Origin of the sequence: Chitinophaga sp. (assembly GCF_039596155.1) — a bacterium.
GTDB lineage: Bacteria > Bacteroidota > Bacteroidia > Chitinophagales > Chitinophagaceae > Chitinophaga.
This window is the reverse complement of record NZ_JBCNKF010000048.1, coordinates 27,794-42,682: the sequence shown is the minus strand read 5'-3', so window position 1 is coordinate 42,682 and position 14,889 is coordinate 27,794. Positions and strand designations below refer to the sequence as shown.

The 14,889-nt window shown below is 42.8% G+C and carries 14 protein-coding genes; 10 read left to right on the top strand and 4 right to left on the bottom strand.

What is annotated here, in order from left to right; translation table 11 throughout:
* Positions 1-283 precede the first annotated feature (283 nt).
* The 5 genes from ABDW33_RS29790 (at position 284) to ABDW33_RS29770 (ending at position 3,775) form a co-directional block, all read left to right on the top strand.
* Positions 284-790: a MarR family transcriptional regulator gene (locus ABDW33_RS29790; protein ID WP_343693746.1), complete on the top strand. Its 507-nt coding sequence runs from the start codon at positions 284-286 to the stop codon at positions 788-790.
* A 314-nt stretch (positions 791-1,104) separates the two neighbouring features.
* Positions 1,105-2,076, top strand: coding sequence for a TIGR01777 family oxidoreductase (locus ABDW33_RS29785; RefSeq protein WP_343693745.1), 972 nt, complete (start codon positions 1,105-1,107; stop codon positions 2,074-2,076).
* A 32-nt stretch (positions 2,077-2,108) separates the two neighbouring features.
* The gene (locus tag ABDW33_RS29780) at positions 2,109-2,477 is read left to right on the top strand and encodes a CoA-binding protein (RefSeq protein WP_343693744.1); all 369 of its coding nucleotides are present in this window, start codon (positions 2,109-2,111) and stop codon (positions 2,475-2,477) included.
* 183 nt (positions 2,478-2,660) lie between these two features.
* Positions 2,661-3,134, top strand: coding sequence for a ribonuclease H-like YkuK family protein (locus ABDW33_RS29775; RefSeq protein WP_146965268.1), 474 nt, complete (start codon positions 2,661-2,663; stop codon positions 3,132-3,134).
* A gap of 224 nt (positions 3,135-3,358) precedes the next feature.
* Positions 3,359-3,775, top strand: a complete 417-nt coding sequence (locus tag ABDW33_RS29770; protein WP_343693743.1) for a hypothetical protein — start codon at positions 3,359-3,361, stop codon at positions 3,773-3,775.
* A gap of 335 nt (positions 3,776-4,110) precedes the next feature.
* Here ABDW33_RS29770 and yihA read toward each other — a convergent pair whose 3' ends face one another.
* Positions 4,111-4,719 carry a ribosome biogenesis GTP-binding protein YihA/YsxC gene (yihA, locus tag ABDW33_RS29765; protein WP_343693742.1) on the bottom strand — a complete coding sequence of 203 codons (609 nt, stop codon included), beginning with the start codon at positions 4,717-4,719 and terminating at the stop codon, positions 4,111-4,113.
* A 100-nt stretch (positions 4,720-4,819) separates the two neighbouring features.
* On the opposite strand from yihA, the gene ubiE reads away from it, so the two are divergent.
* The 4 genes from ubiE to ABDW33_RS29745 all read left to right on the top strand — a co-directional run bounded on the left by ubiE (position 4,820) and on the right by ABDW33_RS29745 (position 9,435).
* Entirely contained in the window at positions 4,820-5,554 is a 735-nt protein-coding gene (gene ubiE / locus ABDW33_RS29760; protein WP_343693741.1) for a bifunctional demethylmenaquinone methyltransferase/2-methoxy-6-polyprenyl-1,4-benzoquinol methylase UbiE, read from the top strand.
* A 59-nt stretch (positions 5,555-5,613) separates the two neighbouring features.
* Positions 5,614-6,231, top strand: a complete 618-nt coding sequence (locus ABDW33_RS29755; RefSeq protein ID WP_343693740.1) for an outer membrane beta-barrel protein — start codon at positions 5,614-5,616, stop codon at positions 6,229-6,231.
* Between the two features lie 54 nt (positions 6,232-6,285).
* A complete protein-coding gene (locus ABDW33_RS29750; protein WP_343693739.1) occupies positions 6,286-7,632 on the top strand; it encodes a dihydroorotase in 1,347 nt (448 codons plus the stop codon).
* A gap of 474 nt (positions 7,633-8,106) precedes the next feature.
* The gene (locus tag ABDW33_RS29745; protein ID WP_343693738.1) at positions 8,107-9,435 is read left to right on the top strand and encodes a DNA mismatch repair protein MutS; all 1,329 of its coding nucleotides are present in this window, start codon (positions 8,107-8,109) and stop codon (positions 9,433-9,435) included.
* Positions 9,436-9,514: 79 nt separating this feature from the next.
* Here ABDW33_RS29745 and ABDW33_RS29740 read toward each other — a convergent pair whose 3' ends face one another.
* Together ABDW33_RS29740 and ABDW33_RS29735 are read right to left on the bottom strand one after the other, a co-directional pair.
* On the bottom strand, positions 9,515-10,009 hold the full coding sequence (locus ABDW33_RS29740) for a DUF6265 family protein (RefSeq protein WP_343693737.1): 495 nt from the start codon (positions 10,007-10,009) through the stop codon (positions 9,515-9,517).
* Between the two features lie 65 nt (positions 10,010-10,074).
* The gene (locus tag ABDW33_RS29735; protein ID WP_343693736.1) at positions 10,075-10,890 is read right to left on the bottom strand and encodes a helix-turn-helix transcriptional regulator; all 816 of its coding nucleotides are present in this window, start codon (positions 10,888-10,890) and stop codon (positions 10,075-10,077) included.
* Positions 10,891-11,364: 474 nt separating this feature from the next.
* Here ABDW33_RS29735 and ABDW33_RS29730 point away from each other — a divergent pair, with 474 nt between their 5' ends.
* Positions 11,365-12,552 (top strand): YifB family Mg chelatase-like AAA ATPase, encoded by a 1,188-nt coding sequence (locus ABDW33_RS29730; protein ID WP_343693735.1) that lies wholly within the window; start codon positions 11,365-11,367, stop codon positions 12,550-12,552.
* Positions 12,553-12,636: 84 nt separating this feature from the next.
* Here ABDW33_RS29730 and ABDW33_RS29725 read toward each other — a convergent pair whose 3' ends face one another.
* Positions 12,637-14,580, bottom strand: a complete 1,944-nt coding sequence (locus tag ABDW33_RS29725) for a recombinase family protein (RefSeq protein ID WP_343693734.1) — start codon at positions 14,578-14,580, stop codon at positions 12,637-12,639.
* Positions 14,581-14,889: the final 309 nt, after the last annotated feature.

Here is a 14,889-nt window from a genome sequence, read left to right as displayed (position 1 = left end):
ATCTCCTCAACCTCAAAAACTTCCATCCAATAAACACCCTTTTTACCACTCCTTCGAATTCCACCTAATGCCCCATACATCTCCTCAAACTCAAAAACTTCCATCCAATAAACACCCTATTTTACCACTACTTCGAATTCCACCTAATGCCCCATACATCTCCTCAACCTCAAAAACTTTCTTTCATAGCCCCCGCCACCTATACCTCCGAAACTGACCATTTTTCACAAACTTTTGAAAGTTCAAAAACATAATATACCTTTATACCATCAATTAGGAAGCAATGAAATTAGCCGAAGCAAAAGCACAATTCATCCAAACATGGGGCTCACTCGGAGCGCAATGGGGCATCAACCGCACCATGGCCCAGATTCATGCTTTGCTGATGATCATGCCTGATCCACTAAGTGCAGACGAAATCATGGCAGAGCTAAACATTTCCAGGGGAAACACCAATATGAATGTCCGTGAACTGATCAATTGGGGCCTCGTAGACCGCGTACTTGTCCCAGGCGAAAGAAAGGAATACTTCACCGCCGAAAAAGACATTTACAAAGTTGCCAGGGAAATCACCAGGGAAAGAAAACGCAGGGAACTGGATCCCATTCTCAAATCGCTGGAGCAATTACAGGAATTGGAAGGAGATCCAAAAGATAAACACGTGAAGGCTTTTAAAGAATCCATCACTGGTATCAACAGGTTCGCTCACCAGGTAGACGGTGCCCTCAATACATTTGTGAAAGCAGATGAAAATTGGTTTACATCGACCTTGTTGAAACTCTTTAAATAGTTGTACCTACTAAAAACAAAGATAGTTGGGGGTTACCCTGTACGAATCTGTTCAAATAGTTGAACCCACATTAAAACAAAGGCAATTGGGTTTCAACCTATATGAAACTGTTTAAATAGTTGAACACACTATCAACAAAATACAACCCGGTTTTCAACCTCTTAAGAACCAGCTCCTTTAATCGAACCCACACTTCAATTAAATGAGCCCTTTCATCCAATGATCCCAAAGAAATCTCATTAATATATAACATAAGGCGGCCCCCCGCCTTTATTTTTCGAAAAAATTTTCAATAATTACTGAAAGTTCTGAACATGAAAAACAAAAAGATAATCATAGCAGGAGGTACAGGCTTCATTGGCACAGCCCTGATCAATTATTTCGGAAAGGACAACAACATCGTCATCCTCACCAGGAATTCCCCAGCCCAAAATGAAGCTGTTATCAACAATACCCATGCGCCTGTGACTTATGCCCACTGGGATGCCACCACGCTCGGGGCCTGGGCGCACCACCTTGAAAATGCCGATCTGCTCATCAACCTCACCGGCAAATCCGTCAACTGCCGCTACACCCCCAAAAACAAACAAGCCATCTTCGACAGCCGTATTAACGCTACCGAAATCCTTGCCGCCGCTATCCGGTCCATCCCTCATCCTCCAAAAGTCTGGATCAACGCCGGCTCTGCCACCATCTATCGCCATGCAGAAGATCGCCCCATGGATGAATTCAATGGCGAAATAGCCAACGACTTTTCCGTCCAGGTCTGCAAAAAATGGGAAGCATCCTTCAATAACGCCCACGTTCCCGGTGTTCGCAAAGCCATCCTACGCATCGCCATTACTTTAGGTTCAGAAGGCGGCGTTATGTTCCCCTTCCTGAACCTGGCCAAACTGGGCCTCGGCGGCCATCAGGGCCCGGGCAGCCAGCGCTTCAGCTGGGTACATGTCACAGACCTTATCCGCATGATGGAATGGATTTATGACAATCCAGCACTATCCGGCACCTTCAATTGCAGTGCTCCCCATCCTACCACTAACCGTGAATTCATGCATACAATACGGCAGGTAACGGGGCATGTCATTGGCCTGCCTGCACCTGCCTGGATGTTAAAGATCGGCGCCTGCCTCATTGGCACTGAAACAGAACTGCTGCTGAAAAGCAGGTGGGTACTCCCAACCCGCGCTATGCAGGCTGGTTTTACGTTTCAGTACCCCCATCTGAAACCTGCCATTGAAAACATTGTACATGCCCTGCCAGGAAGTCGGTATCACCTCTTCCATTAGTGTTCTGGTGTAAAGTTTGCAATCAGGTAAGTATGAGCGACAAGAAAAAAACAGTGGTGTTAGGTGCATCACCTAACCCTGACAGATATAGCTTTCTGGCTGTGAACAGATTGGCGGCCCATGGGCACCCGGTAGTAGCGATCGGTAAAAGAGCCGCGCAGATCGGAAGTATTCCCATTACCACCGATCACGCTACACAGGATGATGTGGATACAGTCACCCTCTACATGAACCCTGGCAACCAGAAGGAGTATTACGATTACATTATGAATCTGCACCCTAAACGCATCATCTTCAATCCTGGCACTGAGAATGACGAACTGGCGAAGATGGCGGAAGACAAAGGGATTGATACCATGGAAGCCTGCACATTGGTACTCCTTAGTACCGGACAATATTGATTGCTTTTTTCAGAAAGGAAAGGGTCGGCCATAGGCTGACCCTTTCCTTTTTGTATATACACCATACTCAACCTATCAGAAAAATTTGTATATTCGGATATCCTAATATCCCCCTCCGAACGGCATTACATCATCGACTGGCTTTACCTTCAATACCGCCTTTTCACTCTAATCATATATATCATGAAATGGAGAAGATTCAACGGCGAACCCATTCAACTGTCTATTAAGGAAGAAGTCCGCCAGGCTATCATCCGCGAAACCGCTAAAGGCTTTCACCTCAAAGTATGCATCGGTACTGACTCCCAGGTCAAAGGTATCGACACAGAATTCGCAACCGTGATCGTATTTCTGCGCGAAGGACATGGAGGTTTCATGTTCATTCACAACGAAAAAACCCGCGATGTCTACTCTATCAAAGAGCGCATGCTCATAGAAGTAGCCAAAAGCATCGAAATCGCTTACGAACTCTGTGACATGTTTACCGAATACGATGTAGACATGGAAGTACACGCGGACATCAACACCAACCCCCAGTTCAAAAGTAACCTCGCCTTACGCGAAGCCATGGGTTACATACTGGGTATGGGCTTTGCCTTCAAAGCCAAGCCAGACGCGTTTGCCAGCAGTTGCTGCGCCGATAAGGTAGTCAACTGATAAACGACGTCGCCACCCACTGTCAATATGATTAGGATGTGCGCCCGCACATCCAGGGAAGCTATCCCCCTTTAATGGCTGAAAACTGCGCCGGAAAATCAATTATTCCCCTTCCCCGACCACGTAAAATTTCACACCACCGGCGTCCTGTTTTTATCAAAAAAACTTCGTACCTTTTACGGTACCTAGTATAACAACAACCTACAATTAAATCGAGGGATCAAATGAGACCCACATCTGTCACTGTCACACTAATAGCGTTATTAGCCACCTTTGCCTGCAAAAAAGAGAATCTTGCAGACAACCCATCCAACAAATTACAGGGTAGCTGGCGACTGATACAAACCGTTTCCGGTAAGAATCTCAACAAAATAGATAGTAGCGCATTGAATACCATTACTTTTAGTGGGAATAATATGCTCACCTATCGTCATGATACCCTCATCAGCAGGGAATCTTTCCTCATGGCATTCAAAGCGGAACGTCTTCCTTATCTCGTTTCTGACAAAGATCCATGGAATCCCAGGATTTACAGTTGTACTTTCTGCTCTTCCAATGATACACTGTACCTATCTGCTGTTCACGTTGCAGATGGTATCAAAGCCACTTACGTAAGGGTAAAAAATAAAGGAGCACTGTAACAGCGCTCCTTATTCACATAATATTGCATACAGTTCAGGCGAATAACCTGGATTGTATGTATTTTTTTTAATAGCAATGGTTTATAAGCAGATACCCAGCTTTAACTGTCAGCACTTCTTTTTAACCTCCAATTGCTGACAATTCCCATTCCCCCTCCTTTTCAATAGCTAACTACTGAACAGTTCCATGACCTCCGCTGTTGCAATATCCAATTGCTGACTGGTCCCACGCATCCGCTCTTCTCAATCCCCCACCTATTGAATAGTTCCATTACCTCCGCTCTTTTCAACACCCAATTGCTTCATCATACATTCCTCTCCCCTTAAATCTCCATCTACGCAATCGCCCTGAACTGCATATTCATCTCATCTATAAAAGTCAGGATCTTATCACGCCCCATCTTCTTCACCGTACTTGTCACAAAATTTGCCGGCAAAAACTCCCAATTCTCCCTCAGCTTATTCAAAAACGCCTTTACATTCTTACTCGTCTCCGCCTGCGTACTCTTATCCGCCTTCGTAAACACCAGGTTAAACGGAATCTGCCACTCGCCCAGCTGGTTGATAAAATCAATGTCCAGCTTCTGCGGCGTATGCCTGCTGTCAATCAACACAAACACATTCACCAGGTTCGGACGCTTCCGCAAATAATCCTCAATCATCCGCTCCCAACTCTTACGCTGTGATTGACTCACTTTTGCAAACCCATATCCCGGCAAATCCACCAGGTACCAATCCTTATTGATCAGAAAATGGTTGATCAACTGGGTCTTACCAGGCGTACCAGAAGTCTTCGCTAACTTCTCATTATTCGCTAACATATTGATCAGCGAGGACTTACCCACATTCGACCTGCCAATGAACGCATACTCCGGCAGATTCGGAGTGGGACATTTATCCCAGTCAACATTACTAATTAAATACTCTGCAGATTTTATAATCATAAGCTTAAGTCACACTTTTTACACAAAAAACAAAAAATTGGCCCCGTACATGATTTTTAGCATTTTACTTATCAACAAGAACACCCTAACTTTGCGGGCTATGTCAGACAAGAAAGTAGTACCGTTTGCCGCGTCAAAATTAAGCAAGAAGGAACAAATAGCGACAATGTTCAATGATATTGCCCACCGCTATGACTTTTTGAACCACTTTATGTCCCTCGGGATCGATATCATGTGGCGTAAAAAAGCCCTTAAACTGCTGAAATCCCTCCAACCTAAAAAGATGCTGGACGTGGCCACCGGTACAGGAGACTTTGCCATCATGGCCAACAAGATCCTCCATCCGGATACCATCACCGGTATCGATATCTCCGAAGGTATGCTCTCTTTCGGCCGGGAAAAAATTAATAACCTGGGCCTCTCTGACAAAATTACCCTGCAACTGGGGGATAGCGAAACAATAAGTTTTCCTGATAATACGTTTGATGCAATAACGGTAGCATACGGTGTTCGCAACTTCGAGAATCTGGAAAAAGGACTGGCGGAAATGTTGCGTGTATTGAAGCCGGGCGGGAAATTGGTGATTTTGGAATTCTCAAATCCAACAGTTTTTCCTATTAAACAATTATATAATTTGTATTTTCGCTATATTACACCGCTGATCGGAAAATGGATTGCAAAGAGCCAGGCAGCCTACAGCTACCTCCCGGAATCTGTGAAAGCGTTCCCACAAGGTCAGCAAATGTGTAATATTTTAACTAATACCGGCTTTCAAGCAGTGACATGCAAAAAACTCACATTCGGCATCAGCTCTATTTATTGCGCTTCGCGCTAGTACTGATACTAGCTATCCTATGTAATACAAGGGGCGCCCATGCCCAAACCGTACTGAATATGGAAGAACATGATGCCAAACCCTATTACTTTGGTATCACGCTCGCGGCCAACAACTCTTATTTTAAATTGCTGCACGACGCAGTCTTCCTCCATCAGGACTCTATCATGGTAGTAGAGCCCCTCAAAACCTATGGATTCAACCTCGGTTTGCTGGGCAACGTACGCCTGAGCGAATATTTCGACCTTCGCCTGAATCCGCAATTGTCGTTCGCCTCGAAAAACTTATACTACCGCGAAAACTTCCCTTCCCGGGAAACCACTAAAAATATCGAATCCATCCTCCTGCAATTCCCATTACAGGTGAAGTTCAAATCCGACCGCATCGATAATATGCGCGTATACGTGATCGCTGGCCTGAAATACGACTATGACCTGGCTTCCAATGCCCGCGCCCGTCGTGCAGAAGACCTGGTAAAGATCAAAGCTGGTGACTATGGCTACGAAGCCGGCGCTGGTTTTGAGTTTTACTTCCCCAGCTTCATCTTCTCCCCGGAGTTTAAGATCAGTAATGGTCTCTCCAATATGCAGGTGAAAGACAAGAATCTACGCTACTCCAACGTGATTCAATCCCTGAAGTCCCGCATGATCGTTTTCTCTATCCATCTGGAAGGTTAATAAGGTGTACTGTATCCATTGTTAACAAACCTTTCTTTACACTATATTTGCGGCATGCAGACATATATCATCCGCAATATATCCGTAGTAAACGAAGGCAGTACCACTGTCCAGGACGTCCTGATCAGCAATGGCCGTATAGAAAAAATAGCACCGCAGATCATCGTCAGCGGACAATACACCGAAATCAACGGTGAAGGTAAACACCTCCTCCCCGGTGTTATAGACGACCAGGTGCACTTCCGCGAACCAGGCCTCACGCACAAGGCGACCATCTACACAGAATCCCGTGCTGCTGTAGCCGGCGGTACTACCAGTTTCATGGAAATGCCTAACACCGTTCCCGCCGCCCTCACGCAGGAACTGCTGGAAGATAAATACAAGATCGGTGCACAGCACTCCCTGGCTAACTACTCCTTCTTCATGGGCGTATCCAACGACAATGTCGATGAAGTGCTGAAAACCAACGAAAAGAAAGACCGTATCTGCGGGGTGAAAATCTTCATGGGCTCTTCCACCGGCAATATGCTGGTAGATAACTACGTGACCCTCGAACGCATCTTTGGTGGCAGTGAAGTGCTCATTGCCACTCACTGTGAAGACGAGAACATCATCAAAACAAATCTTGAAAAATATAAAAAGGAAGTAGGCGCAGAGCACCTCACAGCCGCTTATCACCCGCTGATCCGTAACGAAGAAGGTTGTTTCGAATCCTCACTGGTCGCTATCCAGTTTGCCAAGAAACATAATTCACGTCTGCACATCCTGCATATCTCTACAGAAAAAGAATTACAACTGTTCAGCAATATGCTGCCACTGGCAGAAAAACGTATTACCGCCGAAGTATGTGTACATCACCTGTACTTCACAGCCGATGATTATGCACGTTACGGCAACCTCATTAAGTGCAATCCCGCAATCAAAGCAGCCCATAACAAACATGCGCTCTGGCAGGGACTGCTGGACGATCGACTGGATATCATCGCCACCGACCACGCCCCTCATACCTGGGAAGAGAAACAACAACCTTACTTACAGGCACCTTCAGGTGTCCCACTGGTACAGCATAGCCTGCTCATGATGCTGGAACATGTATCCAAAGGCAACCTCACCCTGGAAAAACTAGTGGAGAAAATGTCACACGCGCCCGCTATCTGTTTCCAGATCAAAGAAAGAGGTTTCCTGCGTGAAGGCTATTTTGCAGACTGCGTGATCGTAGACCTGCAGCAAGCCACCATGGTAGAAAAGAACAACCTGCAATACAAATGTGGATGGTCTCCGCTGGAAGAGCATACCTTCCCTGCAGCAGTGACACATACATTTGTAAGCGGCCACCTGGCGTATGAGAATGGTACTTTCAACGAAAGCGAAAAAGGACAACGCCTGTTGTTCAACAGGTAATACCGGCAAATGGACCAGCTTTCTTAGCCGGCCACATTGACAATACTGCATTGTCCGCTTTTATGGAACTATTCCGGTTACTCACCTGTAATTAAAAGCGACATCACTAAACTGCATTGCCCGATGCTTTGTTACGAACCATAACATCGCATCGGGCTTTTTTCCGCCCGCTTGTCTGGAATTCTTCCGATTACTCCGGTGCAATTAAAGCGACATCCCTACTGCACTACCCGATGCCCTGCTACAAAAGATAACATCGCATCAGGCAATTTTTTACCGCCCGCTTTTGTGGAATTCTCCATATTGCTCATCTGCAATTGAAGCGACATGCCCTACTGCACTACCCGATGCCTTGCTACAAAAGATAACATCGCATCAGGCAATTTTTCCCCGCCCGCTTTTATGGAATTCTTCACATTGCTCATCTGTAATTAAAGCGACATATTTACGTATATTCACCTAAAAGCCTGTGCAATGGAATTAGACAATACGACCTACTACGACCTATCAATCTTTAACAGGGAAGAAGAATTCTCGCTGTTTCACAAGCTGGATTTCACAACGACCACAGGCGGCAGACATTATCTCAGGCAGATGTATGCAAACCCGCTGAAAGATATCACCGCCATAGAGCACAGACAAAAATCATTACATTACCTGATTCAGCAGGAAGACCGCTGGCCGGTAGACATCACGAATGGAACAATCGTCGTGATGGAAAACTACCTCGAAGCACAGATAGAACCTATCGGCAATCCTGAAGGACTCCCATTGATAGTAAGTTCAGTGGTGACAAAACTGATGTATAATCCCGATTACGGATTTATCAAGTTCTCCTTCACCCAGTTGCTCAACCTGCTCAAAGGCTTTCGTTTATTAGTAGATACATATAATACTGATCATACCCCCCGCGACCTGAAACTTTTACTAGACAGGGCACATCATCTTTTATACCAGAAAGAATTCAATGATATCATTGCCGCAGATGCAGCAGGACCCGTATCCTTCATGCAGATCCTGCGCCATGATCATTACATCCGCAAGAAACATCGCAAGACAATCCAGGAATTATTAGACCTGTATAGCAGGCTCGATGCGATGTACGCCATGTCAAAAGCCATTCGTCATTTCGATTTACAGTTTCCAACATTTGATGACACCCCACATCCTTATGTAGAAATCAAAGAGCTGTATCATCCTATCCTGGCCAAGCCTGTTTCTTACGATGTATCGATTACACCACAATCACACTTCATGTTCCTCACAGGTGCGAACATGGCGGGGAAAACAACCTTCATCAAAGCAGTCGGTGTCGCCGTATTCCTTGCTCATATCGGCATGGGCGTACCTGCAAAGGGAATGAAATGTAGCTTCTTCAACGGTATCTTTAGTAATATCCAGGTGCAGGATAATATCTTCAAAGGAGAATCATTCTTCTTTAATGAAGTACAACGTATAAAGAATACTATCATCAAGATTAACGACGGAAGAAAATGGTTAGTGTTGATTGATGAAATGTTCAAAGGAACAAATGTAGAAGATGCAAAGAATTGTTCATTGGCGGTAATCAATGGATTGTTGAAAAGTACGAATTGCCTGTTCATCTTATCCACACACCTGTATGAAATTGCAGAAGAGCTGAAAGCTGCCTCTAACATACGGTTCAAGTATTTTGAATCAGAAGTAACGGAGGATAACCTGCATTTTACTTACCAGTTGAAAGATGGGATCGCAAAGGAGAAAATCGGTTACTTAATTTTGAAACGGGAGAAGGTGTTGGATTTGCTGAACGAAATAAAATAAATCTAGTTCTTACGATCAGATACAAACAGCTTTTTTATCATTTTAGAAATCTCATCTGCTTACTGTAGATGAGATTTTTTTATTTTATTCTATTCAATTGTATTCGTTTCATCGAGAAAGCCTGTTTTCTTTCCTTTCCGTTTCTTACTCCCGAAATTTCAGCGACTAAACTATCAGGACTTATTTTAGTATAGGAAATGATTTGCGGGAAATCGTGCTTGGGATTTTCAAAAACCATTTGAATTGCCGAAATGGTTTTAGCTGCAAACCGAACAGGAAACCCGTTATTTTGATCCTTAACCGTTGGGATGTAAAACAGCCGACCTTGTTCCTGAATCAATCGCACATTTTCAAAATCAAGTGTGTCACTTCCTTTTACCATATAGCTTTTTCCTGACAATTCATTTTCGCTTATCTTTCTCCACGTTTCATAGATGCTACCTGCGGAAGTTTTATTTTCCCAGGTACCGATAAGCCATTCTACGTTATTAAAATCATTGGCTTGCTTCATGGTAAAGGCATACAACAAATGAAAACTGGCAATGATAGCTATAAGTTTTGTTCTTATCCTCATACATTATTATTACACCACAAAATTGGGAAATGCCCGACTTATAAAATTGTAAAAATGCGACAAAACTAGTCACTTCCATAGAAAAGCGAGGACATCTTTAAATTATCTCCGTAAAATTCCTTTGGTGTAAAACCCGTTAACTCTTTAAAATCTTTGGTAAAATGAGACTGGTCATAGTAGTCATTTTCGTAAGCTAAAGAAGTAAGGTTTTTACATTGTTTGTTCAGCAGCATTTTAAGTGTAGACTGCAAGCGTATCATTTTTGAAAGCTGCTTTGGACTTAAACCAATGGCTAATGAAAATTTTCGTTCCAATTGCCTGCGGTTGATATTGGTTTGTTTGGACACTTCATTAATGGTAAGTTGCCCGCTGGCTGACAAAATAGTATCGAGAGTAAATTTCACAACATAGTCAATAGTCGCAACTTCGGTCAATCTGCTCAATAAAAAAATCTCAATAAGCTTTATCCTTTCCAAAGCTGTATGAGCATTTAAAATATTCTGTTCGATTTCCTTTCCGGCATTTCCAAACAGTTGCCCAAATGGTATAGCTGTGTTTTCCATTTTCTTTACATGCATAGTTGCAAAAGGGAAAAATCCACCTGGTTGAAAACGGACAGAAAAAATACCCGTCTCTCCCATTGACTCAATTTCCAGTGGTCGTGTCAACTGCCCTATCACAAAGCATTTGGGCTGTATAATACAATTATCTCTTTGGGTATATTGTTTGTATAAATCACCATAATGAAAAATCATTTCCATACAACCATCGGGAACAATGGTTTGCCTCATGGGTGTATCTTCTTTTGGGCTTTCTAAAGTCCAGTAACATTTGATAAGTGATGCTAAATCTTCACATGGTTCGTAGGTTCGATAGTCCATCTATTTATTATTTGTATCCTTGCACCTTAAAATACGCACTATTTTACCTTAGGTTAAGTATAAAAAAATAAAAAAAATGCATTTTCATCCATACGAATGAAGCCTTGCTCCTTAAGATTAGCCTTAAAATTAAATGTCCCTAATTCAGTATTTAGTAAGTTCAGTATCTTCCTTATTACTTCTTTTTGAGTCATATATATGATCATTTTAGTTCGAAATAAAATAACTTGGAGAATACTGAGAAAATTAATGCCTTCGATCGAAATGACTGAATGTACAAACCTTTCAAATATCAATTACACATCACTAAAACTAGATAGGCTAAAATTAAACAATCCAGTCACTTTTTCCAACATGTAAAGATTCATCAAGTAATCACCTCCCCCTTCGCTACAACAATCACACAACAAAAAATCTCCCTGCTCTCCGCAAATGATATTTTTTCTTTATATTCAATAACAAACCATTTCATCCATGATTGTTAAAACCTATGGCAGTGCGCTCCAAAGCGTCAGTGCCATTTCCATTGTTATAGAAGTGAATGTCTCGCCCAAAGGCACCCGTTTTTCAATCGTAGGTTTACCCGGCAGCTCCGTCAAAGAAAGTGAAGACCGCATCGAAAGCGCTATTCATAATATCGGTTACTTCTTTCCCCGGTTCAGAACCATCGTCAATATGGCACCCGCAAATATTCGCAAAGAAGGCGCCGCTTACGATCTACCTATCGCAATAGGTTTACTGGCCGCATCTGAACAAATCAAACCGGACTACTTAGACCACTATACACTCATGGGAGAACTCTCATTAGATGGCACGCTGCTGCCAATAAAAGGTGCCCTGCCCATGACCATACAAGCAAAAAAAGACGGCTTCAGGGGCATCATATTACCTGTTCAAAATGCAAAAGAAGCCGCCATGGTAGATGGTATCAAAGTCTACGGTGCCCTTCATTTAAAAGAAGTGATCGACTTTTACGACAACCCGTCTACACTCCCTCCCACTCACACAGACGCCCTCACTATCTTCTCTCAACAAAAAGTAAATGATCTTGACTTCAACGAAGTAAAAGGTCAATACCGGGTCAAACGTGGCCTTGAAATCGCTGCCGCCGGCGGGCACAATATCCTGTTCATCGGTCCACCCGGAGCAGGAAAAACCATGCTTGCAAAACGCTTCCCCTCCATCCTTCCTCCCATGACACTCCCCGAAGCATTAGAAACTACAAAGATCTACTCCGTAGCCGGAAAGCTCGATTGTGATCTGATCACCAGGCGCCCCTTCCGATCCCCACACCACACCATCAGTGACATAGCATTAGTAGGCGGAGGTATCCATCCCCAACCCGGCGAAATATCCCTCGCCCACAACGGCGTATTATTCCTCGATGAATTACCTGAATTTCAGCGTGCCGTATTAGAAGTCATGCGTCAACCCATAGAAGAAAGAAAGATCACTATATCAAGAGCAAATTATACCGTCGACTTCCCCGCAGGCTTTATGCTCATAGCAGCTATGAACCCATGTCGTTCTGATGAGTGCTTTCAACCTGAAAGAAGATGGATAAAGTCATTGATAATTAGATTCCGAGCCGCTTTTTCAGATTTTATAAAAAATTTCTTTACTGGAGATCATGTTGTGTTGACTTGTTACTCCCGAGACTAATTTGAGGTACTCAAAATTATTGACTGTGCTATTGAAATAGATGAATCCATATCCATTGATCTTAAGCATTAATAATACGGAAGCTTACTTGCTGCTGGGGCATATTGTACAATGTTGCTGCTGGAGTAATGTGTCTATCACGTCGATTCTTTTTTGAGAAGGAATATTTAATCCCTTTTCCCAGGCGCGTACAGTAGAAGTATCGACTTTTAGCAGACGTGCCATCTCTTTGCAGCTAATCCCATTTTTCAACCTGTATGCTCGAAGTCGTCCGTGAAAATTGGTTTCATCAATCGTAGTTGTATAAAAACCCAAAAAATGATGTATCCTCGGATAATAGGTTATTTGTGGCTTGCTCCGGTTGTTTTCCCAAAATGTTATGCAGTCGGTACTCACATCGAGGATCTTAGCCAATTCTGTCTGGGTTAGACCACTATCAATTCTTTTCTTTCTTATATGTTCCCCAATAGTCGTTGGATTTTTAGGATAGTTTTGAGGGGCGGGTATCTGTAATTTTTTATCAAAAAATAAACGGGGCGATATATTAGAGTCGTTGTACTGGATATTTTTACCTCCAAGAAGGTTGTGCAAATTGACGGAAAATTCAATTCTAATATCTTTTTCGCTGATTGAAACGAGTTTGGTGATAGTTTCGATTATAGACCGTTTCCTTTCAAATGCCAGTATAGGCCAGTTCTTTACCAAAATCTTGGCTTCTTTGATTTGTTCTTCCAATAAACTGTTTTGCCGTACTTCCAAATCCATTTCGGACTGGAGTCCTTGTAAAAAATCTTCTAAGTGGGCAACTTGTGTATTTAAAGTATGAAGGCTACCGACAAAATCTTCCCTTGTAATCTCATCGGCCATCCTCATTTCCATATGCCTCTGTCTTGTTTTTTCTAAAGCTATTTTTTCATTTATCATTTCTTTAAATAAATCCTGCTTCCTACCCAGTAGATTGATGGATTTTTCGATGAGTTTAGCTGTGTCGATATGGCTTATGCAATCAGAAAGAAAGTCACAAAATATAGTATCAATGTCCCCGACCGTAATTTTTACCCTACAATCCCTGCAGTGGTACACCTTATTACTTTTAACATACATTTTCTTTGAACACGAACACTTCACAATTCCAGACAACAAGTATGCGGATTTTCTACCATTGCCTGAACTCCTTCTTTCCTGTTCGTCAAGTATGCTATTTACTTTATTCCAGATTTGTTCTGAGATGATCTGGGGACATTTTGTTATAGTCCATTCGCTTTTGGGCTTCAGAGCGGTACGCTTTCCGTCTGCTGCGCTTTTTGTATAGTTGACAATCCGTTCTCCCTTAACAGTCGTATCCCTTAGTAGCCTTGTGACGGTAGTGTCTGAAAACCGTGCCCCTTTTCGGGTACGATAGCCGAGTTTATTCAACTCATCGGCTGTAGTCTTTTTGCGTAGAGTCCGAAGGAATATCTCATAGATCAACTTCCTTATGGGAGCCTCCGACTCATTTATTACAAATTGTTTGTCCTGCCAGGAATATCCCAATATTGCCTGGCCTCCCAACGGCTTGCCAAGCTTTGCACGGATTGGAATTGATAAGGAAACCCTACTAGCGATTTCTTCACGCTCCCATTCTGCCATCGCCGATATGACCGTAAAAAAAAGCATCCCAGCAGGACTGCTGGTATCAATATTTTCAGAGATGGAAATCAGATTTGCGTTTGCGGATTTGAATATGTCGGCGAACTCCAGAAGTTCCTTTGTACTTCGTGCAAGACGGGAAAGCTTGGAGAATACCAACCCGTTAATTTCTCCACTTCTGACATCCTTTAACATTCGTTCCGCCTCTGAATGTTTCATAACATTCTTTCCGCTTACGCCATCAAGACGATAGATTTTAACCAAGTCCCAACCCTTAGCGTTGATATAGTGCCTCGCTCGTAGTTCATGATGCTCGGGACTTTCGTCCTTGACCTGCATATCCGTGGATACACGTATCCAGATTCCTACTTTGATGGGATTTTTATTTTTTTTGATCAAATTATTGAGATTTGATTACTAAATAGAATAATGGAAGGGGAGAATCAATAGAATAAATTGGGAAAATATAAACGTAAACCAAACGAAAATGGATTTGCTTACTAAAAAATATTTACTTAGATGAAAAACTTCATATGAAATATATAAGAAAAAAATTATTATTTCCTATTTGCAAACGCTTTTTTGACAAAGTAATTAGTCATGAAATAATAAGTACTTCGGCATTTGAACGTTCTAATAATTCACATTGCACTCATTGAAGGAAATGAAAGATTAAAACCTGACTTCGCAGATCTTTTATTGATGTAC